We start from the raw sequence: 23,492 nt of genomic DNA, 5'->3' as shown, positions 1-23,492 counted from the left end.
CGCACGACCGGGCGGACCGAAAATCCGACCACAACCCACCACTGTGAGGAGAAGCCGTGAGTCGGCAGAGCTTGGCAAAGGCTCACCAGAAGATCCAGGAGCTTTCCTGGGAGCCGCAGTACCACGAGCCGTACATGAAGTACGGAACCGACTACACCTTCCGCAAGGCGGCGAAGAAGGACCCCCTGAAGCAGGTGCTCAGGTCCTACTTCCCGATGCAGGAGGAGAAGGACCACCGTGTCTACGGTGCGTCCGACGGCGCGATCCGCGGGAACATGTTCCGGGGCGTGCAGGAGCGCTGGCTGGAGTGGCAGAAGCTGTTCCTGTCCATCATCCCGCTCCCGGAGGTCTCGGCCGCGCGGTCGATGCCGATGCTGTTCCAGGCCGTGCCGAACCCGGAGCTGCACAACGGCCAGGCGATTCAGATGATCGACGAGGTGCGTCACTCGACGATCCAGCAGAACCTGAAGCGCCTGTACATGAACAACTACATCGACCCGGCGGGCTTCAACAACTCGCTGCGGAACTTCCACTCGGACTACTGCGGCACGATCGGCCGTCAGTTCGCCGAGGGCTTCATCACCGGTGACGCGATCACCGCGGCCAGCATCTACCTGACGATCGTCGCCGAGACGGCCTTCACGAACACGCTGTTCGTGGCCATGCCGTCCGAGGCCGCGGCCAACGGTGACTACCTGCTGCCGACGGTGTTCCACTCGGTGCAGTCCGACGAGTCGCGGCACATCTCGAACGGCTACGCCACGCTTCTGATGGCGCTGTCGGACGAGGACAACCGCCAGCTGCTCGAGCGCGACCTGCGCTACGCGTGGTGGAACAACCACCGCGTGGTGGACGCCGCCATCGGCACGTTCATCGAGTACGGCACGAAGGACCGTCGTAAGGACCGCGAGTCCTACGCGGAGATGTGGCGTCGCTGGATCTACGACGACTACTACCGTGCCTACCTGGTGCCGCTCGAGAAGTACGGCCTGGTCATCCCCCACGACCTGATCGAAGAGTCGTGGAAGCAGATCTGGGAGAAGGGCTACGTCCACGAGGTCGCGCAGTTCTTCGCCACCGGTTGGCTCGCCAACTACTGGCGCATCGACGGCATGACCGACGAGGACTTCGAGTGGTTCGAGTACAAGTACCCGGGCTGGTACGACAAGTACGGCAAGTGGTGGGAGAACTACAACCGTCTGGCGAAGCCGAACGGGCACAACCCGATCGTCGCCGAGGACGTGGACTACGTCTACCCGGCGCGTTGCTGGACGTGCATGGTCCCGTGTCTGGTGCGTGAGGACATGGTCGTGGACTACGTCGACGGCCAGCACCGCACGTACTGCCACGAGGTCTGCCGCTGGACCGACGCCGAGGCGTTCCGGCCCACGTACCAGGGTCGCGAGACCCCGAACATGGGCAAGCTGGTCGGTAAGCGTGAGTGGGAGACGCTGTACCACGGCTGGAACTGGGCCGACGTGGTCCAGGACATGGGCTTCGTCCGCGACGACGGCAACACCATGACCGCCCAGCCGCACCTCGATCTCGACCCGAAGAAGATGTGGACGCTGGACCACATGCGGCGGCTCGCTCCGCTGCAGAGCCCCAACGTCCTCTTCAACGAGATGAACGACGAGGAGCGGGCGGCCTACGTCGCCGACTACAACAAGCAGGGTCCGGCCGGTCGCCCGGCTCCGGCGAACTGAACGCCTGAGCGCGGGTCAGGCGAGGGGGGAGGTCTCCCGAACTGAGTCCTCGGACTCGGTGAGGGAGTCCTCTCCCTGCTGGCCCGACCGGGGGGTTTCCTCCCGGTCGGGTCGCCCTCCCCTGCCCGCAAACGCGCTCTTACACCGTTACATGTCCGATTCGTCTGGTTTATCGGAGCGGAAGGTTCTCTCCATTGGGTGACAAACACATCGTGCGGTTCGAGCCGGTCGGCATCGAGATCGAGGCCGACGAGGACCAGACGATTCTCCGTGCTGCTGCCGAGCAGGGCGTTCAGCTCATGCACGGCTGCAAGGAGGGTCAGTGCGCGGCGTGCAAGTCGTTCGTCCTCGAGGGGGAGGACATCGAGTACGACTCGTACTCCACGTTCGCGTTGCCGGACTATGAGCGTGAGGAGGGCTCGACGCTCCTGTGTCGTGCGCATGCGTACGAGGACCTGACGATCGAGCTGCTGAACTATGACGAGGAGATCATCCGGTCGGGTCTTCCGCTGACGAAGGGGACGGTGGAGGTCGTCTCGAACGAGGCGGTCACGCACGATATGCGCCATCTCGTCGTGAAGATGGTGGAGCCGTCGGAGATCAAGTTCTTTCCGGGTCAGTACATGGATTTCACGATCCCGGGGACCGGCGAGTCGCGGTCGTTCTCGATGGCGAACACGCCGAACCGGGACGGGCTCCTGGAGTTCGTCATCAAGATCTATCCCGACGGTCTGTTCTCCCAGTTCCTCGCCGAACGCGTCTCCGTGGGCGATCGGATCGAGGTGGAGGCACCGTTCGGGACCTGCACTCTCCGGGAGAGCCGCTCGTCGGACCTGATCTTCGTCGGTGGTGGCGCCGGAATGTCACCGCTGTTGTCCCTGCTGCGCTCGCTGGCCGAGCGCGAGGTGGAACGCAAGGTGACGTTCTACTACGGCGCCCGGACGGCCGCCGATCTGTGCTTCGAGAAGGAGATCACCGAACTCGGCGAACAGCTGAAGTCCGGTTTCTCCTACATCCCCGCCCTGTCCGACGCGGCCGACGACGCGGAATGGACCGGGCGCACCGGACTGATCACCGAGGTGGTCGAGGCCGATCTCAGCGATCTGAAGGGAGCAGATGCCTATGTCTGCGGTCCGCCGCCGATGGTCGACGCGGCGATCGCCAGTTTGACCAAGCTCGGAGTGAAGGAAGAGCACATCTTCTACGACAAGTTCACCACCACCGGTGAATCGGAAGGCGAGGACGGTTCATGACCACCACGGAGAAGCCAGAAAGAAGCGTTCCGAAGCCCGTCTTCACCGACGCGGAAGCGGGCGCACGCGAGTTCCCCGACTCGGGCCCCGGCGCCCGTCGCTACAACTACTACGTCCCGGCGAAGCGCAAGCAGACGCACTACGAGGACGTCACCGTCGACGTACAGCCCGACCCCCGGCACTACCTCTCGCAGGGCTGGATCTACGGGTTCGCCGACGGCACGGCCGGCTACCCGCTGCACTGGACGAAGCTCAAGGCGTGGGGCGTCGACCGCCCCGAGCCCGAGCGCTACCCCGGTTCCGGCGGCAAGGGCTACGACTGGCCGGCGCACGGCTGGCACGAGTTCCGCGACCCGAACGAGGAGTGGGAGCTCACTTTCTACCGGTACAACGCGAACGTTGTCCGGCAGGTCCAGCAGAACATCGAGAACGCCCGCAACGCGAAGGCGTTCGACAACTGGACGTCGAACTGGAAGCAGTTCGTGGAGCGCAACGTCGGCGCCTGGATGCACGTCGAGCACGGTCTCGGCCTCTACGTCTTCGCCGCCTGCAACCGCTCCGGCCCGACGAACATGCACAACACCGCCATGGCGGTGAACAGCATGCACAAGATCCGGTTCGCGCAGGACCTCGCGCTGTACAACCTGACGCTGACCGAGGAGATCGACGGCTTCGACGGCACCGCTCACCTGCCGGCGTGGAACGAGGACGCCGAGTGGCAGGGCGTGCGCAAGGTCGCCGAGGCGCTGACCGCGGTCGACGACGACTGGGGCGAGTCGGTGTTCGCCACGAACGTCGTGTTCGAGCCGCTGATCGGTGAGCTGTTCCGGTCCAACCTGGTCATGCAGGCCGCGGCCGGCAACGGTGACTTCGTCACCCCGACCGTGATGGGTGCCGCCGAGTACGACTACGCCCAGCGCGACCTGCGCTGGACGCAGGCCTGTTTCGGCCCGCTCACGCAGGATCGGGAGTTCGCCGACCACAACAAGCAGCTGATGCAGGGCTGGCTCTCGCACTGGGTCCCGCAGTGCCTCGAGGCGGCCCGGACGCTGCAGCCCATCTGGTCGCTGCCGGACGCGAAGCCCCCGCGCTTCGAGGACAGCCTCGACCGGGCCAAGAGCCGGTTCGCCGGAATCATCAACGACCTCGGACTCGAGACCCCGAAGGAGCTGAACCAGTGACTCGTTCGTTCAAGACGGCCCCGGATCCGTACAAGGCCGACAACAGCGCGTCCGGAATGGCCGGCGTCACCCTGATGAACAACCAGGTGGGTGCCGTCGTGGCGGAGGTGATGGACCGTCAGGAGAACGTGACGGTCACGCACCTCCCGTCCATGATCCGGGTGGACTGTGTCGGTCGCATGGACTTCGTGTACTCGGACATCTGCGAGGCCCTCGGCGAGGACGAGGACTTCTACGACGCGGCCGAGTTCGAGGAGAACATGTCGACGCACTACGGCAAGATGATCCACATGGATGACCGGACGATCATGTTCGGCAACCTGGAGGAGGCCGCCGAGTTCATCGGCGACATGCTGCCGCCCGAGGTCAGCCAGTAGGCCGTACCGGCCCGAGAACGCCCGGTCGCCGGTCACGCTTCGAGCGTGACCGGCGACCCGGCCGTTGTCCGTTTTCACGTCCTACACCCGCGCAGAAACACCAGGACGCAGGAATTCCAGGAGGAACACCGTGGCCAAGGAACTCAAGTTCGGGCAGGAAGCCCGGGACCGGCTGACCGCCGGTGTCGATCAACTGGCCGAGGCGGTGAAGTCCACCCTGGGTCCGAAGGGTCGCAACGTCGTCATCGAGAAGATCACCGGGACCCCGGAGGTCACCAACGATGGCGTGACGATCGCGCGGGAGATCTACCTGCGCGACCAGTTCGAGAACATGGGCGCGCAGATCCTCAAGGAAGCCGCGGTCAAGACGAACGACGTGGTCGGTGACGGCACCACCACGGCGACGGTGCTCGCTCAGGCGATCGTGCACCAGGGCATGCGGGCGATCACGTCCGGCGGCAACCCGGTGTTGGTCAAGCGCGGCATCGACGTCGCGGTCGCCCGCGTCGTGGAGCACCTCGCGACCGTCGCGCACCCCGTCGACGACGTCGAGTCGCTGTCCCGTGTCGCCGCGATCTCGGCCAACGACGACGACTCCATCGGCCGCATCGTCGCCCAGACCCTGCACACTGTCGGCGACGACGGCGTGATCACGGTGGACGACGCGCCGGTGCTCGGCCTGTCCGTCAACTTCGTCGAGGACTTCGAGTTCGACAACGGCTACGTGTCGCCGTACCTGGTCACCGACCCGGGCTCGATGATGGCCGTCCTCGACGACCCGTACCTGTTGTTCTCCGCCGAGAAGATCAACGACGTCCGGCTGCTGATGCCGGTGCTCGAGAAGATCATGCGTGACCCGAAGCCCCTCGTGATCGTGGCCGAGAAGGTCGAGGGCACGGCCCTGCAGATGCTGGTGCACAACCACGTGAACGGGCACCTCAAGGTCACCGCGATCCAGGCGCCGGGCTTCGGGGAGAAGCGCGTCCACATGCTCGAGGACATGGCGGCCCTGTGCGGCGGCAAGGTCCACTCCAAGGCGTCGTCCTTCTCGCTGGAGCAGATCGGCATCGAGCACCTCGGCCGCGCCACGCAGGTCCGCGCCACGAACGAGCACACCGCGATCATCGGCGGGCTCGGCGACACGGCCGCCCGCGACCAGCGGGTGCAGCAGCTGCGCGCGGAGATGGAGCGCGCGAGCATCGGCACCGACGAGGACTGGCTCAACGACCGGATCGCCCGCCTGTCCGGCAAGGCCGCGATCCTGCAGGTCGGGGCGCCGACGAACGCCGAGCTCAAGGAGATCCGGCACCGGGTCGACGACTCACTGCAGGCGACCCGCGCCGCGATGGCGGAGGGCATCGTCGCCGGCGGTGGCGCGGCGCTGCTGCACGCGGAGGGCGCGCTCGACTCGCTGGACGTCACGGGCGACTACCGGACGGGCGTGGAGATCGTGCGGGCGGCGCTGGGCGAGCCGGCCAGCCTGATCGCGTCGAACGCGGGCTATGACGGCTCGGACGCCGTCAAGCAGGTCCGCGACATGGGCGTCGACGAAGGGTTCGACGCGCTCGAGGGCCGCTTCGGGAACATGGTCGAGATGGGGATCATCGACCCGCTGCGCGTGGTGCGCCAGGCGCTGCAGAACGGCGCCTCGGTGGCCGGTCTGATCCTGACCACGAACTCGCTCGTGGCCGAGGAACAGACACCGTGGAACAAGGCACTGATGACCGAGTACGGCGAACTCGACGAAGGAATCCCCCAACCCAGCCCCGACTCCAGCACGCCGCAGTCGCTCGGACTCGGCCCATCGATGGGCTGAGGTCGGAGCACGAAGAGCGACCGCGCCCGGGCCGGGCCGACCCCGGCCCGGGCGCGTGTCATGCACGACGACGGGAGGGTGCCGCGTGGACATCGACTCGGAGCGCTACCTCGTCGTCGACGCGCAGGTGCACGCCTGGGACGGCAGGCCGCACAACCAGGCGGGCCCCGCGGGCGAGCAGTTCGTCGCCGACCTGCACCATCGGCACCGGATGCTCGATCACTCGCCCCGTCCGATGTCCGCCGACGCGTTCGGGCAGGTGACCGACCGGGACCTGATCGGCGACGTCCTCGGCTCCGGCGTGGATCGCGCCGTGCTGCAGCCCGCGTCGTTCTCCGACCTGTTCGTGCTCGGGTTCGCCCCGCTGTCCTGGCACACGGAGCTGGCCGGGGACCGCGCCGCCGCGGGCCGGCTGATCCTCTGCGGCGAGGTGGACCCGGCAGCCGACCGGTCGCGGCTGCGCGGGATCGCCGCCCAGGTGCGGCGCGACGACCTGCGCGGGCTCACCGTCGTCCCGGCACGCCGCCCGGAGGCGCGCCTGCAGCTCGGCGCTCCGTGGCTGCGACGGGTCCTGTCCCGGGCCGAGCAGGCCGGGGCGCCGGTCGTGCACATCGGCGTCGGACCGCTGGTGCACCCGATGCCCGGCGCCCCGGAGTGGGCGCAGGCGGGCGTGGTGGAGAGCGGGACGTCCGAGCGGCGGCCGCGATGGCCGAGCTGGGCCGAGCCGGTGCGGGCGGGGTCGGCGCTGCCGGTGCGCGCCCGCAACACCGGGCCGCTCCCGGCCGGCGGGTTCGACGCGACCGAGATCAGCGAGCTGGCCTCCGCGCTGCCCCGGGTGCGGTTCGTGCTCGGCGCCGGATCGCTGCCGACCGACGTGCTGTGTCGCATGGCGCGCCTGTCCAACGTGTACGTCCTGCTCACCGAGCTCCTGGTGGCCCTGCGCCGCTACCCGGTCGAGGCCGGCCGCGCGCTCGGGCGGCTGGTCGCCGCGTTCGGCCCGGACCGGCTGATGTTCGGCAGCGGCTACCCGCTCGTGCGCCCGGCGAGGCTGGTCCGCGAGTTCGTCGCGCACCGCTACCCGGACGAGCTCGGCGGCGAGTTCCCCGACCTCGACGCGGACGCGCGGCGAGCCGTGCTCGGCGGCACCGCCGCCCGTCTGTACCGGCTGTCGGCCGAGGTCACCGCGCCCCGTGCGCGCCGGTCGTCGCCGATGAGGTAGTCAGACGGCCGTGTACGGCCGCGACTTCCGCCTCCTGCTGCTGTTCTCCCTGGTCGGGTTCGGCGGTTACGCGCTGCTGCTGCCCGCCGTCCCGCTGTGGGTGGCGCGTGGCGGGTCCGGCGAGTTCGGTGCTGGGCTGTCGACGGGTGTCCTGATGGCCGTCACGGTCGGCACCCAGCTCGGCGTGCCCGCCCTGCTGAGGCGGTTCGGCCACCGCCCGGTGCTGGTGGCCGGCGCGCTGCTGCTCGGTCCGCCGTCCCCGCTGTTGATCCTCTCCGCCGATCTCGCCCCGGTGCTCGTCGTGTGCGTGCTGCGCGGGATCGGGTTCGGGCTGCTCACCGTCGCCGGGTCGGCGCTGGTGGCCGAGCTGGTGACGCCGGACGAGCGGGGACGGGCCTCGGCGCGGTTCGGGTACGCGATCGGCCTGCCGAACGTGCTGCTGCTCCCGGCGGGCGTCGGGGTGGCCGACGCGTTCGGGTTCCCGGCCGTGTTCTGGACCGCGGGCGTCATGCCGGTGCTGGCCGCGCTCGTCGTGATCGGGATGCGGCCGGTGGCGGCGACGCCGCCGGAACACCTGCGGCCGCGGGAACGGCGACCGTGGCGCCCGGGTCCGCCCTTCCTGGCGATGCTGGGTTGCGCCACGGCCCAGGGTGCCGTGGTCACGTTCGCGCCGCTGCTGGCCCCGGCCGCGACCGTCGCGGTGCCCGCGGCGCTGCTGCTCACGGGGCTCGCCGCGCTCGTCGGGCGTGGCGTGGCCGGTGAGATCGCCGACCGCGGCATCCGGCCCGGCATGCTGCTGCCGGCCGGGGTGGGTGCGACGGCGGTGGGCCTGGTGCTCGTCGCGGTCGCCGGGACGGGCGGTCTGGTCGCCGGGGCGCTGCTGGTCGGCGCCGGCTTCGGGATCGTGCAGAACGCCGCGCTCGTGGCGCTGTTCGCCCAGGCCGGGCCCGGCGGGTACGGCGGAGCCAGTGCGCAGTGGAACATCGGCTACGACGCCGGCACCGGACTCGGCGCGACGGCGCTCGGTGCCGTCGCGCAGCCGTTCGGGTTCGGCGTCGCCTTCGGCGCCGCGGCGGCCGTCCTGGCCGTTCTCACCCCTGCCGTGCTGCGCCGCTCACCTGCCGGGTGACGCGACGAAGGGGCCGTTCGTGCACTCACGGTGCACGAACGGCCCCTTCGTTCGGGTGCGGGAGGGGTCAGCCCCCGTTCCGGATCCATTCCTCGAGGTGCGGTGCCTCGTCGCCGATCTTCGTCGAGTCCCCGTGGCCGGTGCGGACCTGCGTGTCGCCCGGCAGGGTCAGCAGCGTCGTGCGGATCGACTCGATGATCGTGTCGAAGCTGGAGTACGACCGTCCGGTCGCGCCAGGGCCGCCCTGGAACAGCGTGTCGCCCGAGAACACGACCTTCAGCTCCGGCGAGTACAGGCAGGACGAGCCGGGGGAGTGGCCCGGCGTCTGCAACACCCGGAGGTCGATCCCGCCCGCGGTGAGCACGTCACCGTCGTGCAGGTCGGCGTCCGGCTGCCGGTCCGGCCATGTCATGTCCCAGAGGACCTTCTCGTTCGGGTTCAGCCAGATCGGCGCGGAGAACCGGTCCGCCAGCGCCGGAGCCTGGTTGACGTGGTCGTCGTGCGCGTGCGTGCACACGATCGCCTTGACCCGCCGGTCACCGACGGCCTGCGCGATCGCGTCCGCGTCGTGCGCGGCGTCGATCACGAAGACCTCGGAGTCGTTCCCGACGATCCAGACGTTGTTGTCGACGTCGAAGCTGCCGCCGTCCAGGTTGAACGTGCCACTCGTGACGACGTTGTCTATCGGTCCCGCCATTGCTAGAAGATCACCACCGAACGGAGGACCTCGCCCTTGTGCATCTTCTCGAAGGCCTGCTCGACACCGTCGAGAGCGATCTCCTCGGTGACGAACTTGTCCAGCGGGAAGCGGCCCTGCAGGTAGAGGTCGAGGTACATCGGGAAGTCGCGGCTGGGCAGGCAGTCGCCGTACCAGGAGGACTTGAGCGCGCCGCCGCGACCGAAGAAGTCGATCAGCGGGATGTCCGGGACCTTCATGTCCGGGTACGGCACGCCGACCAGGACGACGGTGCCGGCCAGGTCACGGGCGTAGAACGCCTGCCGGTAGGTCTCCGGGTGCCCCACCGCCTCGACGACGACGTCGGCGCCGTTGCCGTCGGTGGCGGCCCGGATCGCCTCGACCGCGTCCTCCTCCTTCGCGTTCACCGTGTGGGTGGCGCCGAAGCCCTTGGCCCACTCCAGCTTCCGCGGGTCGGTGTCCACCGCGATGATCGTCGTCGCGCCCGCCAGCTGTGCACCGGCGATCGCCGCGTCGCCGACGCCGCCGCAGCCGATCACGGCGATCGAGTCGCCGCGGCCGATGCCGCCGGTGTTCACCGCCGCGCCGAGGCCGGCCATCATGCCGCAGCCGAGCAGGCCTGCGACCTTGGCCGGGGCGTCCGGGTTGACCTTCGTGCACTGGCCGGCCGCGACGAGCGTCTTCTCCACGAACGCGCCGATCCCGAGCGCGGGGGACAGCGCGGTGCCGTCCTCGAGCGTCATCGGCTGCTTCGCGTTGTGCGTGTCGAAGCAGTACTGCGGCTTGCCCTTCTTGCAGGCCCGGCAGACGCCGCAGACGGCACGCCAGTTGAGCACGACGTAGTCGCCGGGCTCGAGGTCGACGACGCCGTCGCCGACCGACTCGACGACGCCGGCGGCCTCGTGTCCGAGCAGGAACGGGAACTCGTCGTTGATCCCGCCCTCGCGGTAGGACAGGTCGGTGTGACAGACCCCGCAGGCCTGGATCTTCACCACGGCCTCGCCGGGGCCCGGGTCCGGGATGACGACGGTCTCGACGGAGACCGGCTCACCCTTCTTGCGGGCGACCACCCCTCGTACGTTCTGTGGCATCGGAAGGTGCTCCAGTCGTCGGCGACTCGGTAACAGGTGTTGTGATGGCGACCTTGGCATGAGTTGCGTCGGGTGTCAGGACGGGCACCGTCTCAATTAGTGTCGCGGGATGATCCATCGCGAGGACCACGACGACGTGGCAGTCATCCGGATCGAGCACGGCCCGGTCGGGGCGATGGACACCGAGCTCTGCACGGAGCTGGCGTCGACGCTGCGTGCGCTGGTCGCGGACCCCGCTCAGGCGGTCGTGCTGACCGGGACGGGCGGCTCGTTCTCCGCCGGCGTCGACCTGAAGCGGATCGTCGACGGCGGCGCGGACTACGTCCAGGAGTTCTTCCCGGCACTCTCCGAGCTGTTCGCGGCCGCGTTCGCGCTCGGCAAGCCGCTCGTCGCGGCCGTGAACGGGCACGCGATCGCCGGCGGGTGCGTGCTGGCCGCCGCGGCGGACCTCGTGCTGATGACCGACGGCAAGGGCGGCATCGGACTGCCCGAGCTGAAGGTCGGCGTGCCGTTCCCGCGGATCGCGCTGGAGGTCGTCGGACACCGGGTCGGGGAGGTCGTGCTGCGACGCATGGTGGTCGGCGCGATGACCTACTCCGCCGAGCAGGCCCGCGAGTTCGGGCTGGTCGACGACGTGGTGCCGGCCGACGAGCTGGTCGAGCGGGCCGGCGGCGCGGCGGCCGGCCTCGTCGCGCAGACGCCGTCGGACACGTTCGCCGCGACGAAGGCCGCGCTCCGCCACGTCGCGACCGAGCGTGTGGAGCGCTTCGCCGACGAGGACGCCACGGCGATGTTGCTCTGGGCCCGGCACGCGACGGACGGGACGATCGCCGGCTTCATGGAGTCCGTGGCGCGCCGGTGAGCGCGGCGAGCATCCCGTCCAGGTAGGCGTCCAGGGCCGCACCGCGCGGGAGCAGGTCCGGCGTCGCGCGGGCCAGCTGGACGTGCCCGAGGTAGGCGGTGAACGCCAGCAGCGCCCGGTGCGCCGCCTCGTCCGGGGCAAGGCCCAGATCGGCGAACAGCGCCGTCAGGTGCTCGATCCGCCTGTGGCTCACCCGCTCCAGCGCCGCCGCCACGGCCGGGTGCCTGCCGTCGGCCTGCAGCGCCATCTCGACGGCGTGCCCCCGCGCGAGGTCCCCCGGCTCGGCGGTCACCGACCCGAGCACGGTGCCCAGCAGGTTCCGCAGCGCCGCGCGGGCGTCCGCAGGGTCGCCGGTCGCGGCGATCACGGCGTCGGTGTTCCGCAGTTCCCAGAGCTCCAGTGCCGCGTCGACGAGCGCGTCCCTGTTGCGGAAGTGGTGGTAGAAGCTGCCCTTCGTGGCGCCCAGACGGGCCGCGATCGGTTCGACGGCGACCGCGGCGAGCCCGCCTGCCGCGAGCGCGTCGAGTGCCGCCGCTGCCCACTCGTGGCGGTCCAGTCGCTTCCGTACGGGCACGACCATACGCTACCGTACGGAAAACATACGCCAGCGTATGGAGGTTCCGATGGTCCGCAACGTCCATTCCCGCGAGTTCGACGTCCCGGTGGCCGAGGCGGGTGCCCTGCTCGACACGCTGGGCGGTCCCGACGACGTGCTCTGGCCGTCCCCGTGGTGGCCCGCGATGCACCTCGACCAGCCGCTGCGCAGCGGGTCCGCCGGCGGGCACGGCCCGATCCGCTACCGGGTCGGCCGCTACGAGCCGGGTCGGCTGCTGGAGTGCGGGGTCGATCCGGGAGTCGGCCTCGACGGCACGCACACGTTCACCGTCGAGGCCGTCGGTGCGGATCGCTGCCGGATCAGGCACGAGATCGACGGACGCACCACGGGCACCATGCGCCTGGGCTGGCCACTGGCGGTCCGATGGCTGCACGACGCGGTGCTCGAGGACCTGCTCGACCGCGCGGACGCGGCGCTGGGCACCGGGCCGGCCCGTCCGGCCACATGGTCGCCGTGGGTGCGTGTGCTGCGCCGGATCACCGGGCGGTCCCCGGTGGAGGCCGTACCGGTTCCGGATGACGGCCTGCTGGACGCGCGCGGCGCGGACGCGGCGGACGCGTTCGCCGTGCGGATCGGGCCCGGGCTGCCGGACGACCCGCGGTGGTGGGCACGCGCGCTGTTCCGCGACCTGCCCCCGGTCGTGGTCGGTCTGCTGGCCCTGCGCGAGGCGCTGGTGGGCCTCGTCGGGATCGAGCGTGCGCGGGGCGACGAGTTCGACCCGCGCACGAGCACCGACGACGAGGTGCTGATCGCCGCGGACGCCGGGCACCTGGACTTCCGCTGCGTGGTGCGGACCGCGCCCCGACGGGTCGTGCTGGCCACGGCCGTCGACCTGCACGGGTTCCGCGGCCGTCTCTACTGGGGCGTGGTGCGCCACGTCCACCCGTGGGTCGTGCGCGCCATGCTCGCCCGGGCCGCCCGTCGCGCCCGTGACCAGGTCACCCCACCGGCCCGACCCGCCGCCGTCTCGTCGCCGTGATCGCGGGTCGTGGAGCGAGGCGTTCGCGCGTCGAACGCCTCACTCCACAACGGCTGATCACCGCCGTCAGAAGTCGCTTGTCCAGCAGACCCGTCGTGGGCGTGCCTCCGGCCATCGTCGGAATCGGTCGAACAGCCTGATTCGGACAGTCAGCGTCGCGGGGTTCTGCGGGGTTCCGGCCGGTACGGTCCCGGGCATGACGGCCGCATCGCCCCCGCCCGGTGTCGCGTTCGGAGTGGTGGCGGGCGCGGGCCCGTCCCGGATCGTCGCACCGCTCGCCGACGGCGGGATGCTCGACATCGCGTCGCTCGCGACGGCGCAGCGCGGGCCGCACGCCGACCTGCTCAGCGCGCCGAACCTGGACCCGCTGCTGGCCGCCAACCGTCCGGTGTGGATGGAGGTGACGCAGTGGCTGCGGTCCTGGCTGGACGATCCGGATCGGCTGGCGCCGCACCGGATGCCCGCCGGGGGACCGGACCCGGTGCTGCCGTTCTCGGTCGCCGACTACGTGGACTTCTACGCGTGCGAGCAGCACGCGCGGAACGCCGGGCTGATCTTCCGGCCGGACGCGGAACCGTTGATGCCCAACTGGAAGCACCTGCCGGTCGGCTACCACGGTCGCGCGGGCACGGTACGGGTGAGCGGCACGCCGGTCGTGCGGCCGAGCGGGCAGCGCGGTGCGGGTGACTTCGGCCCCAGCCGGCGCCTGGACCTGGAGTGCGAGCTCGGCTTCGTGCTCGGCGACCCGGTGCCCGGCCCGGTGTCCATGTCGGACGCGCTGGACCACGTGTTCGGCGTCGTGCTGCTCAACGACTGGTCGGCCCGCGACATCCAGGGCTGGGAGACCCGCCCGCTGGGCCCGCACCTGGGCAAGTCGTTCGCGACGTCGGTCTCGGCGTGGGTGACCCCGGCCGACGAGCTCACCGCGGCATGGACGGACCCGCCGCCCCGCGACCCCGATCCGCTCCCGTACCTGACCGGGGAGGCCGACCGCGGTCTGGACATCGCCTGCGAGATCCACCTGAACGGCGAGCGGGTCTCCACCCCGCCCGGCGCGGACCTCTACTGGACGGCCGCCCAGCTCGTCGCGCACCTGACGTCGAACGGCGCCGGCCTGCGAGCGGGCGACCTGCTCGGGTCGGGGACCGTGTCCGGCCCGGAACGCGCGCAGCGCGGCTCGATGCTGGAGCTGTCCTGGAACGGTGCGGAGCCCCTGGAGCTGGCCGGCGGCGCGACCCGGAGCTGGTTGGAGGACGGCGACGAGGTCGTGCTCACCGCGACGGCGCCGCGCGCCGGTGGCGGGCGGATCCCGCTCGGCGAGGTGCGCGGGCGCATCGACCCCGCTACGTGAACGGCAGCAACGGGTCGGGGTCGCCCAGCGCGTTCCTGATGATCGGCGGGATCTCCTGCTTGCCCTCGCCGTTCACCGCGATCACGACGTAGACGGTGCGCGCGTCGCAGGTGACGGTGCGGCCGCCGGTCCCGTCGTCGGTGCGGACCTGGAAGTCCAGCGCGAAGCTGGTCCGGCCGATCCGGGCGGTGGACACCGCGATCACGACGTCGTCGCCCCAGCCGACGCCGGACCGCCAGTCGATCTCGGAGTGCACGAGCTGGACGTCGTACCCGGCGTCCAGCATCGTCCGGTAGGAGAGGTCCCTGGCCTCCAGGAACTCGGTCATCGCCTCGTCGAACCAGGCGAGGTACCACGCGTTGAACACGACGCCCTGGGCGTCCACCTCGTGGTAGCGAACCCGCACCGGGAACTCGAACACCGCCATCGACGGAGCGTAGAGCGTCAGCCCTCGTTCCCGACACGATCGCGGATCGTCCGGTTCACGGCGCGTCCGAATGCGGTGACCACGCCCTGCACGGTGACCGGCTTGAGCCGGGCCAGCGCCGCTGCGAGCCGGGACCGCTCGTCGGACGGACGGCCGCGCTCCCGGTAGGGCTGCAGCACCTCGTCCTGGAACAGCGTCATCAGGTCCTCGGCGAGCGCCGTCGTGTGCCGGTCGATGAGCTCCTGGGCACGCCGGGACAGCTCGGGCGGCAGGTCGGGGCTGAGCGTCTCCAGGCCGGCGCCGTCGACGTCCTCGGGGTCCTCCGGCGTCCACGGCGTGAGCAGTGCCAGCTGCAGCGCCAGCTCCTCCGGGCCCGCGTGGTGCGGCACGCGCTCGAGGCGCTTCTCGATCGCGGCCAGCGTGAACCCGAGTGCGGACAGCTCGCCGATCAGCTCCAGACGGGCGCGGTGCGTGGTGTCGTAGAGCCCGGTGCGCCCGCGCAGCCGCGGCGCAGGGAGCAGGCCCTTGCCGGAGTAGAAGCGGATCGTGCGGACCGAGACGCCGGTCGCCTCGGCGAGCTGGTCGACGGTGAGCAGGTCGTCCGCGTCGGACTCTCGGGTCGTCGGGGCCACCATCCGCGGGAGGTTACGCGGTCCCGGCGCGATGTGACAGTTCCGCTGTCACGAGCGCATGCGCTCCGCGGGCGCGAACACGACGACCACCGACAGGTCCTCGCTCACGTCGACGAACCGGTGCTCCTCACGGGCGGGGACGTACACGACCATGCCGGGGCGGACCTCGTGCTCCTCGCTGCCGCACACGAGCGTGCCGCGCCCGCGTAGCACGACGTAGACCTCGTCCTCGGAGTGCGGTTCCTGGCCGTCCTTGCCGCCCACCGGGATGCAGTAGGTGCCGACGGACAGGTCCGCCACGCGCAGGTGTTCCCGGTACTGGTTCGGTTCCCCGTCGGGTACGGCGAAGTGTCCGGCCGCTCGCAGGATCTGCACGTACGGACGGTAGCCGCAACCGGCAGGGTCGCGCCGCTTGACCTATGTGACAGTGCTGCTGTAACAAAGGTTCACGAGAACGGCGCAGTGCTGCCTACCCGACGAGAGGTTCGGATGACCGAGATCCCCGAGGCCTACATCTACGACGCCATCCGCACGCCACGCGGCCGGGGCAAGGCCTCCGGGTCGCTGCACGAGGTCAAGCCGGTCTCGCTGGTGATCGGCCTGATCCACGAGCTGCGGCGCCGCTACCCCGAGCTGGACCCGGCGACGATCGACGACGTCGTGCTCGGCGTCGTGTCCCCGATCGGCGACCAGGGCGGCGACATCGCCAAGACCGCGGCGATCGCGGCCGGCCTGCCCGAGACGGTGGCCGGCGTGCAGCTCAACCGCTTCTGCGCGTCCGGCCTGGAGGCCGTGAACACCGCCGCGCAGAAGGTCCGCTCCGGGATGGAGGAGATGGTCCTCGCCGGCGGTGTCGAGGCGATGAGCCGCGTGCCGATGGGCTCCGACGGCGGCGCGTGGGCCATGGACCCCGAGACGTCGTACCAGACCGGTTTCGTGCCGCAGGGCATCGGCGCCGACCTGATCGCGACGCTCGAGGGCTACTCCCGCGAGGACGTCGACACGTTCGCCGTGGAGTCCCAGGCGCGCGCGGCCAAGGCGTGGGCCAACGGCTACTTCGCGAAGTCGGTCGTCCCGGTCACCGACCGCAACGGGATGACCGTGCTCGACCACGACGAGTTCATCCGTGCCGGCGCGACGCTGGAGAGCCTGGCCGGGCTCAAGCCGTCGTTCGAGATGATGGGCAACGACGGCGGGTTCGATGCCGTCGCGCTGCAGCACTACCACTGGGTAGAGAAGATCGACCACGTGCACCACGCCGGCAACTCGTCCGGCATCGTCGACGGCGCGGCGCTCACGCTGATCGGCACCGAGGCGGCGGGCAGGGTGGCCGGCATCGAGCCGCGCGCCCGGATCGTCGCGACCGCACTGTCCGGCGCCGACCCGACGATCATGCTCACCGGTCCGGCGCCCGCGTCGAAGAAGGCTCTGGCCAAGGCCGGTCTGACGGTCGACGACATCGACCTGTTCGAGATCAACGAGGCGTTCGCGGCCGTCGCACTGCGGTTCATGAAGGACATGGGCATCTCGCACGAGAAGACGAACGTCAACGGCGGCGCCATCGCGATGGGCCACCCGCTCGGCGCCACCGGCGCGATGATCACCGGCACGCTGCTCGACGAGCTGGAGCGCCGCGAGCTGCGCCGCGGCCTGGCCACGCTCTGCGTCGGTGGCGGCATGGGCATCGCCGCGATCATCGAGCGCGTCTGACGACCCCGGAACTGGAGACCAGAGCAGTGAGTGAGCAGAAGGCCGTCCGCTGGGAGCTCGACGCCGACGGCGTCGCGATCGTCACCCTCGACGACCCCGGCCGCAGTGCCAACACGATGAACGACCGCTACAAGGCGGCGATGGGCGAGGTCGTCGACGAGCTCGTGTCCAAGAAGGACGACATCGCCGGCGTGATCGTCACGTCGGCGAAGAAGACGTTCTTCGCGGGCGGCGACCTGGAGCAGCTGTCCTCGGCAGGGCCGGACGACGCGCCCGCCGTGTTCGAGAACGTCACCGAGGTCAAGGCGCAGCTGCGCAAGCTGGAGACGCTGGGCAAGCCGGTCGTCGCGGCGATGAACGGCACCGCGCTCGGCGGCGGGCTGGAGATCGGCCTGGCGTGCCACCACCGGATCGGCCTGGACGCCAAGGGCGTCGTCTACGGGCTGCCGGAGGTCACGCTGGGCCTGCTGCCCGGTGGTGGTGGCGTCACCCGCATCACGCGCATGCTCGGCATCGCCAACGGGTTCATGAACGTCCTCGCGCAGGGCCAGCGGCACAAGCCGGACAAGGCCCTGGAGCTGGGCATCGTCGACGAGCTCGCGTCGAGCCCCGATGAGATGCTGACCAAGGCCAAGGAGTGGATCAAGGCCAACCCGGAGGCCGCCCAGCCCTGGGACAGGCCGAAGTACAAGATCCCGGGCGGCACGCCGTCGAACCCTCAGCTGGCGTCGATCCTGCCGGCGTTCCCGGCGAACCTGCGCAAGCAGCTCAAGGGCGCCCCGATGCCCGCCCCGCGCAACATCCTGGCGGCGGCCGTCGAGGGCACGCAGGTCGACTTCGACACCGCGCTGCGGATCGAGGGCCGCTACTTCGCCGAGCTCGTCGCGGGCCAGGTCTCGAAGAACATGACCAAGGCGTTCTTCTTCGACCTGAACGCGATCAACGGCGGCAAGTCCCGCCCGGACGGCATCGAGAAGTGGGCGCCGACCAAGGTCGCCGTGCTCGGCGCCGGGATGATGGGCGCGGGCATCGCGTACGTCTGCGCGCTGTCCGGCTGGGACGTCGTGCTCAAGGACGTCTCGCAGGAGGCGGCCGACAAGGGCAAGGCCTACTCGCAGGGCCTGGTCGAGAAGGGCGTCCAGCGTGGGAAGACCACGCAGGAGAAGGGCGACGCGCTGCTCGGCCGGATCACCGCGACCGACGACTACGCCGACCTCGCCGGCTGCGACGTCGTGATCGAGGCCGTGTTCGAGTCCGTCGCGCTGAAGCAGGAGGTGTTCGCCGAGGCCGCCAAGGTCGTGAACCCGGACGCCCTGCTCTGCTCGAACACCTCGACGCTGCCGATCACCGAGCTGGCGTCCGGTGTGGAGCGTCCGGACGACTTCATCGGACTGCACTTCTTCTCCCCTGTGGACAAGATGCCGCTGGTGGAGATCATCAAGGGCGAGAGGACGAACGACGCGGCGCTGGCCAAGGCGTTCGACCTCACGCTCGGGATCAAGAAGACGCCGATCGTGGTCAACGACTCCCGCGGCTTCTTCACCAGCCGCGTGATCGGGACGTTCATCAACGAGGGCGTCGCGATGATCGCCGAGGGCATCGACCCGCAGACGATCGAGCAGGCGTCGTCGCAGGCCGGCTACCCGGCCCCGGTGCTCCAGCTGATGGACGAGCTGACCCTCACGCTGCCGCGCAAGATCCGCGAGGAGACGCGCAAGGGCGTCGAGGCCGCGGGCGGAACGTGGACGCCGCACCCGTCGGACGCGGTGATCGACCGGATGGTCGACGAGTTCGACCGCAAGGGCAAGAGCTCCGGCGCCGGGTTCTACGAGTACGAGAACGGCAGGCGGACGCGGCTGTGGCCGGGCCTGCGCGAGCAGTTCGGCGCCACGAACCACGACGTCGACCTGCACGAGCTGTCCGAGCGGATGCTGTTCGTGGAGTCGCTGGAGACCGTGAAGTGCGTCGACGAGGGCGTGCTCACCACGGTCGCCGACGCGAACATCGGCTCGATCTTCGGCATCGGCTTCCCGGCCTGGACCGGCGGTGTGCTGCAGTACATCGAGGGCTACCCCGGGGGTCCGGCCGGTTTCGTGGCCCGTGCCGACGAGTTCCGTGCCAGGTACGGCGAGCGGTTCGACGTGCCGCAGAGCCTGCGTGACCGCGCGGCGAAGGGGGAGCCGGCCACGGCCGCCGCCTGACGCTCCGCCCGGGCGCATCTCCGCGCGTCTCGGCGCCCTCCGCCGCTCGGCGCCCTCGGCGCCCTTTCCGAACGAACGGCACCTTCGAGCAGTGACACTGCCCGAAGGTGCCGTTCGTTCGCGTCGGGAGGGGGCGGCGGCGTTATGTTCCGCTCATGATTCGCAACGTGGTGGTCGGGCGGGTGCGCGACGGCGTCGATCCGTCGGAGATCGAACCGGGGTTGCAGGCGTTGCGCGACCTGCGCGTCGACGGTGTCGACCTGGACCTGAAGGCGGGCCTGGACGTCGGCCTGCGCGAGGGCAACGCGCACTACGTGATCACGGTCGACCTGGTCGACGAGGACGCCTACCGCACCTACGACGCGGACGCGGAGCACAACCGGATCCGCCGCGAGCTGTTCGCCCCGCTCAGCGCCTCGATCGAACGGATCCAGTTCCGCCTGCCGGGGTGATACGACCCGCAGAGTCGGACCATTCGGACATAGCGCTCAGAGCGTCGGGCACCATGGAGGGGTGACGCAGTGGGTGTTCGACGTGGTGGACCGCCTCGGAGCGGCCGGGATCGGTCTGTTGATCTTCCTGGAGAACGTCGTCCCACCCATCCCGTCCGAGGTGATCCTGCCGCTGGGCGGGTTCCGTGCCCAGGTCGGTGTGATGAACCCGGTCGCGGTGTGGATCGCCGCGACGATCGGCGCCCTGGCCGGTGCGCTGCTGCTGTACGCGCTCGGCGCCTGGCTCGGCTACGACCGCGTGCACAGGCTGTGCGGCCGTCGCTGGTTCCTGCTGTCCAGCCAGAAGGACCTGGACAAGGGCCGCGAGCTGTTCGACCGGCACGGCGGTCCGATCGTCCTGTTCGGACGCTGTGTCCCGCTCGTCCGCAGTCTCGTCTCCATCCCGGCCGGGATCGCGGGGATGCCGCTGCTGCGGTTCACCCTGCTCAGCGCGCTCGGTAGCGGCGTGTGGAACGCGATCTTCGTCGGGCTCGGGTGGTACATGGGCGAGCGCTGGGAGCTCATCGAGGAGTACATGGGCCCGCTGAGCACCGGCGTCGTCGTGATCGCCGTGGCGGTGCTGGCGTGGCTGGTCGTGCGACGGCTGCGGAGCCGGGAGCGGGTGGACGCCGCCGGATGACCCGATCGGCGGGCGGTGTGGCAGCCTGATCGTCGGGTGTGACGGCGGGAGGTGACGGCCAGTGCGCCTCGTCGGCGTCCACAAGAGCTACCGCCCGGCACCGGTCGTGCTGACCGGCGTCGACCTGGAGCTGGAGCCGGGCGTCCCGGTCGTGGTCGCCGGCGCGAACGGCAGCGGGAAGTCGACGCTGCTGCGGATCGCGGCCGGATGCGACACGCCGACCGCGGGATCCGTCGTGGACCGCCCGGACGTCGTCGGGTACCTGCCGGACCGCTTCCCGGCCCTGCTCCGGCTCCCGGCGCGCCGCTACCTGCGCCATCTCGCCGCCGTGCACGGTGCGGACCGCGAGGCCTCCGAGCAGACGGCCGACGAGGTCCTCGACGAGCTCGGGTTCACCGGCGAGGACGACGAGCCGATGTCGGCGCTGTCCAAGGGCAACGCCCAGAAGGTCGGGCTCGCGCAGGCGCTGAGCTGCGACGCGGAGCTGCTGGTTCTCGACGAGCCGTGGTCCGGCCTGGACGCCGACGCGGTCGACGCCCTGACCGCCCGTCTGTCCGGCGTGGACGTCCCCATGCTGCTGACCGACCACACGCGGGAGGCCGACCGCCTGGACGGCGTCCGCATCGTCGGCATCCGCCCGGACGGTCGCCTCGAGGACGAGGCTCCGCCCGCTCCGGTCCGCCGGTCGCGCCGCGTCCGGATCGAGCTGACCTGCCGGGCGGACCCGAGGGTCGTGCTGGACGGGCTGCCCCCCGCTCGCGTCGACGCGCTCGCGCCCGGACGGATGACCGTCGTCCTCCACCCGCGGAGCAGCGACGCGTGGCTGGCGGCCGCGCTCGCCGCGGGCTGTTCCGTGCGGTCGGTGACCCGGGAGGAGGCGTGACGACCACGCTGCGGACCGCCGGTGCGGTCGCCCGGCTCCTCGGCGAGGACGTCGGCCGGTCGTCCCGTTTCCTCGTACCGATGCTGCTGTTCGCGGCCGTGCTCGCCGTGCTGTTCGGCGGCGACCCCGGGCCGCTGCCGCTCCCGTGGGCGGCGAGCGCCCTGATGCTCTACCCGGTCGGCGCCTGGCTCACGCACAGCCTGGCCGAGACCGAGGACGACGTGCAGCGCACGGTGACCGTGTCCGCGGCGGGCGGCCCGGCTCCGGTGACCATCGGCGTGCTGATGGCAGGCAGCGCCGGGGTGGCCGTGCTGTCCCTGCTCGCGCTCGTCTGGGGGACCGTCGCGTCGTTCTCGTCGGCGACCGTCGGCGGCCTGTTCGACGGCCTGTGCGCCCACCTCGCGTGCGGCCTGACCGGCGTCGCCGTCGGGCTCGTCTTCGCCCGGCCGATGGTCGGGCACCTGGGGTGGGCCCTGCTCGGGGGGCTGGCGTTCGTCGTGATCACCGGGACGCAGTCGTGGTTGCCGCCGGTCGGGACGGCCGCCGCATCCCTCGGCACCGTCCGCGGCGGGATCGGGCCGTTCGGCGACCTGGTGCTGGCCGCCGTCCTGGCGGTCGCGGCGACGGCGCTGGTCGTGCGTGCCGAGCGGGGATGGTCGGGCGAGTGGGCCGACCGGTGGGCGGAGCGGTGGGTCGCGCTCCGTCGCCGGATGCCCGGTCAGGGGTAGGCGAGACCGGCCAGCCGGCCGAGCCGGTCGACGGCGGAGGCGAACAGCGCGTCGCGCTCGTCGATGACGTTCTCGAACTGGCCGAACAGCTCGAACGACACGTGCCCGAACGCGGCCGTCCACGCGGTGACGCCGCGCAGCACGGCGTCGTCCGGGAGGTCGACCTCGAGCGCCTCCCGCACCCGCGCCGTGTCCCCGTCCAGCGGAGCGCCCGCCGGGTCCGGTGCGACGTCGAGTCGTCCGGCGGCATGTGCGTCTCCCATGATCCGCGCCAGGGCTCCGACGGTCCGGCCCGCCTCGGCGATCGTGTCGGCCGGCGCGCTGTATCCGGGCACCGGCGAGCCGTAGATCAGCGCGTACTCGTGCGGGCGGGCCAGCGCCCAGGTGCGGATCGCCGTCGTCGCGGCCCGCCAGCGGCCCGGGAAGTCGTCGCGCGGGATCGCCTCGTCGGCGGCTTCGACGGCGTCACCGAGCGCCCGGTACCCCTCGATGATCAACGCGGTGAGCAGGTCGTCGCGCGTGGGGAAGTAGCGGTGCAGCGCGGAGGACACCATGCCGAGCTCTCGGGAGACGGCGCGCAGCGACAGGCCGGCGGCGCCGACGTCGGACAGCTGGCGCCGGGCGGCGTCGACGATCTCGCGGGTCAGCTCGGCCCGTGCCCGTTCCCGGGCGGTGCGCGGTGCGTTCATCGCGAGAAGTGTAGAGCATGTGACCGAGACGAGAGCAATGCTCTTGACAGGATCGCCGCGCGAGGCAGAGCATTGCTCTGTCATCGGAGCAGTGATCGAGGAGGCGACCGTGAACGGTCGACGACGGATGGGCGCGCCGGCGTGGATCGGGGCGGGACTGGCGTTCGCCGCCTACCCGGCGGTGCGCCCGTCGGGTGACTCGGGCGCGGACTGGGCGACGACGGCGTGGCTCGTCGGCCACCTGCTGGCGGTCGCGGGCTTCGGGCTGCTGGTCGCCGGGCTGGGGGCGCTGTGGTCGGCGGTCCGCGACGGGCCGGGGGAGCGGCTCGGGTTCGCGGCCGTCGTGACCGGGGGTGTCGGCGCCGTGCTCGTGCTGCCGTACTACGGCGCGGAGGTGTTCGCGCTGCACGTCCTCGGATCGCAGGGTGCACCGGCGACGCTGGGGGACCAGATCCGGTTCCTGCCCGCGGCCGCGACGACGTTCGCGACGGGCCTGGCGGCGCTGGCCGTCGCGTCGGTGCTCGCCGCGCTGGCCGTGCATCGCTCGCGGGTACTGCCGGCATGGACCGGGTGGCTGCTCGCCACCGGGTGGGTGCTCTACCTGCCGCAGTTCTTCGCGCCGTACGAGCTACGGGTGGTGCACGGCGTGCTCGTCGCGGCCGGGTGCCTGGCCGTGGCGTGGTACCTGCGGACGGTGCGCTCGACCGGCCGCACGACGCCGGCCGAGCGGGCGGTGGCCGCCTGACCCGGGTCTCGACTCGACCCCGGCGTGAGATGCGGACCATGGCGAGTTGTCGCGCTCCCCGCAGCGATG

24 protein-coding genes are annotated in these 23,492 nt (G+C 70.9%); 17 read left to right on the top strand and 7 right to left on the bottom strand.

The window, feature by feature from the left end; genetic code table 11:
* Nucleotides 1-71 precede the first annotated feature (71 nt).
* The 7 genes from EV378_RS13760 to EV378_RS13730 all read left to right on the top strand — a co-directional run bounded on the left by EV378_RS13760 (nucleotide 72) and on the right by EV378_RS13730 (nucleotide 8,681).
* Nucleotides 72-1,706, top strand: coding sequence for a ferritin family protein (locus EV378_RS13760; protein WP_165922371.1), 1,635 nt, complete (start codon nucleotides 72-74; stop codon nucleotides 1,704-1,706).
* A 194-nt stretch (nucleotides 1,707-1,900) separates the two neighbouring features.
* Nucleotides 1,901-2,959, top strand: coding sequence for an FAD-binding oxidoreductase (locus EV378_RS13755; protein ID WP_132424880.1), 1,059 nt, complete (start codon nucleotides 1,901-1,903; stop codon nucleotides 2,957-2,959).
* Nucleotides 2,956-4,140: an aromatic/alkene monooxygenase hydroxylase subunit beta gene (locus EV378_RS13750; protein WP_132424877.1), complete on the top strand. Its 1,185-nt coding sequence runs from the start codon at nucleotides 2,956-2,958 to the stop codon at nucleotides 4,138-4,140. The genes EV378_RS13755 and EV378_RS13750 overlap by 4 nt, the downstream gene beginning before the upstream one ends.
* Nucleotides 4,137-4,517 carry a propane 2-monooxygenase effector subunit MimD gene (gene mimD, locus EV378_RS13745; protein WP_424511219.1) on the top strand — a complete coding sequence of 127 codons (381 nt, stop codon included), beginning with the start codon at nucleotides 4,137-4,139 and terminating at the stop codon, nucleotides 4,515-4,517. The genes EV378_RS13750 and mimD overlap by 4 nt, the downstream gene beginning before the upstream one ends.
* A 130-nt stretch (nucleotides 4,518-4,647) precedes the next feature.
* A complete protein-coding gene (groL, locus tag EV378_RS13740; protein WP_132424874.1) occupies nucleotides 4,648-6,333 on the top strand; it encodes a chaperonin GroEL in 1,686 nt (561 codons plus the stop codon).
* An 85-nt stretch (nucleotides 6,334-6,418) separates the two neighbouring features.
* Nucleotides 6,419-7,552: an amidohydrolase family protein gene (locus EV378_RS13735; protein WP_132424871.1), complete on the top strand. Its 1,134-nt coding sequence runs from the start codon at nucleotides 6,419-6,421 to the stop codon at nucleotides 7,550-7,552.
* Between the two features lie 10 nt (nucleotides 7,553-7,562).
* Nucleotides 7,563-8,681, top strand: coding sequence for an MFS transporter (locus tag EV378_RS13730; protein ID WP_132424868.1), 1,119 nt, complete (start codon nucleotides 7,563-7,565; stop codon nucleotides 8,679-8,681).
* Between the two features lie 67 nt (nucleotides 8,682-8,748).
* Here the strand turns inward: EV378_RS13730 and EV378_RS13725 are convergent, their stop codons facing one another.
* Nucleotides 8,749-9,378, bottom strand: a complete 630-nt coding sequence (locus EV378_RS13725) for an MBL fold metallo-hydrolase (protein WP_132424865.1) — start codon at nucleotides 9,376-9,378, stop codon at nucleotides 8,749-8,751.
* Between the two features lie 2 nt (nucleotides 9,379-9,380).
* Complete coding sequence (locus tag EV378_RS13720; protein ID WP_132424862.1) at nucleotides 9,381-10,469, bottom strand: S-(hydroxymethyl)mycothiol dehydrogenase; 1,089 nt, start codon at nucleotides 10,467-10,469, stop codon at nucleotides 9,381-9,383.
* A 109-nt stretch (nucleotides 10,470-10,578) separates the two neighbouring features.
* Between EV378_RS13720 and EV378_RS13715 the strand changes: the two genes are divergently transcribed.
* The gene (locus tag EV378_RS13715) at nucleotides 10,579-11,331 is read left to right on the top strand and encodes an enoyl-CoA hydratase/isomerase family protein (RefSeq protein ID WP_132424859.1); all 753 of its coding nucleotides are present in this window, start codon (nucleotides 10,579-10,581) and stop codon (nucleotides 11,329-11,331) included.
* On the opposite strand, the gene EV378_RS13710 is transcribed toward EV378_RS13715, so the two are convergent.
* The gene (locus tag EV378_RS13710) at nucleotides 11,306-11,905 is read right to left on the bottom strand and encodes a TetR/AcrR family transcriptional regulator (protein WP_243653440.1); all 600 of its coding nucleotides are present in this window, start codon (nucleotides 11,903-11,905) and stop codon (nucleotides 11,306-11,308) included. The genes EV378_RS13715 and EV378_RS13710 overlap by 26 nt on opposite strands.
* Before the next feature lie 49 nt (nucleotides 11,906-11,954).
* On the opposite strand from EV378_RS13710, the gene EV378_RS13705 reads away from it, so the two are divergent.
* Nucleotides 11,955-12,926, top strand: coding sequence for a DUF2867 domain-containing protein (locus tag EV378_RS13705; RefSeq protein WP_132424853.1), 972 nt, complete (start codon nucleotides 11,955-11,957; stop codon nucleotides 12,924-12,926).
* A 196-nt stretch (nucleotides 12,927-13,122) separates the two neighbouring features.
* Entirely contained in the window at nucleotides 13,123-14,277 is a 1,155-nt protein-coding gene (locus EV378_RS13700) for a fumarylacetoacetate hydrolase family protein (protein WP_132424850.1), read from the top strand.
* On the opposite strand, the gene EV378_RS13695 is transcribed toward EV378_RS13700, so the two are convergent.
* From EV378_RS13695 to EV378_RS13685, 3 genes are read right to left on the bottom strand one after another with little or no spacing between them, the layout of a single operon-like run.
* Nucleotides 14,270-14,704, bottom strand: a complete 435-nt coding sequence (locus EV378_RS13695) for an acyl-CoA thioesterase (protein ID WP_132424847.1) — start codon at nucleotides 14,702-14,704, stop codon at nucleotides 14,270-14,272. The two genes, EV378_RS13700 and EV378_RS13695, sit on opposite strands and share 8 nt — an antisense overlap.
* A gap of 17 nt (nucleotides 14,705-14,721) precedes the next feature.
* Nucleotides 14,722-15,339, bottom strand: a complete 618-nt coding sequence (locus EV378_RS13690) for a MerR family transcriptional regulator (RefSeq protein WP_132424844.1) — start codon at nucleotides 15,337-15,339, stop codon at nucleotides 14,722-14,724.
* Nucleotides 15,340-15,384: 45 nt separating this feature from the next.
* Complete coding sequence (locus tag EV378_RS13685; protein ID WP_132424841.1) at nucleotides 15,385-15,711, bottom strand: cupin domain-containing protein; 327 nt, start codon at nucleotides 15,709-15,711, stop codon at nucleotides 15,385-15,387.
* 114 nt (nucleotides 15,712-15,825) lie between these two features.
* Between EV378_RS13685 and EV378_RS13680 the strand changes: the two genes are divergently transcribed.
* The 6 genes from EV378_RS13680 (at nucleotide 15,826) to EV378_RS13655 (ending at nucleotide 21,989) form a co-directional block, all read left to right on the top strand.
* A complete protein-coding gene (locus tag EV378_RS13680; protein WP_207908661.1) occupies nucleotides 15,826-17,046 on the top strand; it encodes an acetyl-CoA C-acetyltransferase in 1,221 nt (406 codons plus the stop codon).
* A gap of 26 nt (nucleotides 17,047-17,072) precedes the next feature.
* Nucleotides 17,073-19,247 carry a 3-hydroxyacyl-CoA dehydrogenase NAD-binding domain-containing protein gene (locus tag EV378_RS13675; protein ID WP_132424838.1) on the top strand — a complete coding sequence of 725 codons (2,175 nt, stop codon included), beginning with the start codon at nucleotides 17,073-17,075 and terminating at the stop codon, nucleotides 19,245-19,247.
* A gap of 155 nt (nucleotides 19,248-19,402) precedes the next feature.
* Nucleotides 19,403-19,699, top strand: coding sequence for an antibiotic biosynthesis monooxygenase family protein (locus EV378_RS13670; RefSeq protein ID WP_132424835.1), 297 nt, complete (start codon nucleotides 19,403-19,405; stop codon nucleotides 19,697-19,699).
* Nucleotides 19,700-19,760: 61 nt separating this feature from the next.
* A complete protein-coding gene (locus EV378_RS13665; protein ID WP_243653439.1) occupies nucleotides 19,761-20,378 on the top strand; it encodes a DedA family protein in 618 nt (205 codons plus the stop codon).
* Nucleotides 20,379-20,439: 61 nt separating this feature from the next.
* A complete protein-coding gene (locus EV378_RS35840) occupies nucleotides 20,440-21,261 on the top strand; it encodes an ATP-binding cassette domain-containing protein (RefSeq protein ID WP_132424832.1) in 822 nt (273 codons plus the stop codon).
* Complete coding sequence (locus EV378_RS13655) at nucleotides 21,258-21,989, top strand: hypothetical protein (protein ID WP_132424829.1); 732 nt, start codon at nucleotides 21,258-21,260, stop codon at nucleotides 21,987-21,989. Before EV378_RS35840 ends, EV378_RS13655 begins: the two co-directional genes overlap by 4 nt.
* On the opposite strand, the gene EV378_RS13650 is transcribed toward EV378_RS13655, so the two are convergent.
* Nucleotides 21,980-22,678 (bottom strand): TetR/AcrR family transcriptional regulator, encoded by a 699-nt coding sequence (locus tag EV378_RS13650; RefSeq protein WP_132424826.1) that lies wholly within the window; start codon nucleotides 22,676-22,678, stop codon nucleotides 21,980-21,982. The genes EV378_RS13655 and EV378_RS13650 overlap by 10 nt on opposite strands.
* A gap of 109 nt (nucleotides 22,679-22,787) precedes the next feature.
* Between EV378_RS13650 and EV378_RS13645 the strand changes: the two genes are divergently transcribed.
* Nucleotides 22,788-23,423: a hypothetical protein gene (locus tag EV378_RS13645; RefSeq protein WP_132424823.1), complete on the top strand. Its 636-nt coding sequence runs from the start codon at nucleotides 22,788-22,790 to the stop codon at nucleotides 23,421-23,423.
* The last annotated feature ends 69 nt before the right edge of the window (nucleotides 23,424-23,492 follow it).

The organism is Pseudonocardia endophytica (assembly GCF_004339565.1).
In the GTDB taxonomy this organism is placed as follows: domain Bacteria; phylum Actinomycetota; class Actinomycetes; order Mycobacteriales; family Pseudonocardiaceae; genus Pseudonocardia; species Pseudonocardia endophytica.
Note: the sequence above shows the minus strand (reverse complement) of the source record. Positions and strands in the feature narration are given on the sequence as shown.

What these genes read in the sequence shown, in the direction of transcription:
- EV378_RS13750 (WP_132424877.1), top strand. Translation starts at nt 2,956, where the DNA reads ATGACCACCACGGAGAAGCCAGAAAGAAGCGTTCCGAAGCCCGTCTTC.
- EV378_RS13725 (WP_132424865.1), bottom strand. Translation starts at nt 9,378, where the DNA reads ATGGCGGGACCGATAGACAACGTCGTCACGAGTGGCACGTTCAACCTG.
- EV378_RS13720 (WP_132424862.1), bottom strand. Translation starts at nt 10,469, where the DNA reads ATGCCACAGAACGTACGAGGGGTGGTCGCCCGCAAGAAGGGTGAGCCG.
- EV378_RS13715 (WP_132424859.1), top strand. Translation starts at nt 10,579, where the DNA reads ATGATCCATCGCGAGGACCACGACGACGTGGCAGTCATCCGGATCGAG.
- EV378_RS13705 (WP_132424853.1), top strand. Translation starts at nt 11,955, where the DNA reads ATGGTCCGCAACGTCCATTCCCGCGAGTTCGACGTCCCGGTGGCCGAG.
- EV378_RS13700 (WP_132424850.1), top strand. Translation starts at nt 13,123, where the DNA reads ATGACGGCCGCATCGCCCCCGCCCGGTGTCGCGTTCGGAGTGGTGGCG.
- EV378_RS13695 (WP_132424847.1), bottom strand. Translation starts at nt 14,704, where the DNA reads ATGGCGGTGTTCGAGTTCCCGGTGCGGGTTCGCTACCACGAGGTGGAC.
- EV378_RS13690 (WP_132424844.1), bottom strand. Translation starts at nt 15,339, where the DNA reads ATGGTGGCCCCGACGACCCGAGAGTCCGACGCGGACGACCTGCTCACC.
- EV378_RS13680 (WP_207908661.1), top strand. Translation starts at nt 15,826, where the DNA reads ATGACCGAGATCCCCGAGGCCTACATCTACGACGCCATCCGCACGCCA.
- EV378_RS13670 (WP_132424835.1), top strand. Translation starts at nt 19,403, where the DNA reads ATGATTCGCAACGTGGTGGTCGGGCGGGTGCGCGACGGCGTCGATCCG.
- EV378_RS13650 (WP_132424826.1), bottom strand. Translation starts at nt 22,678, where the DNA reads ATGAACGCACCGCGCACCGCCCGGGAACGGGCACGGGCCGAGCTGACC.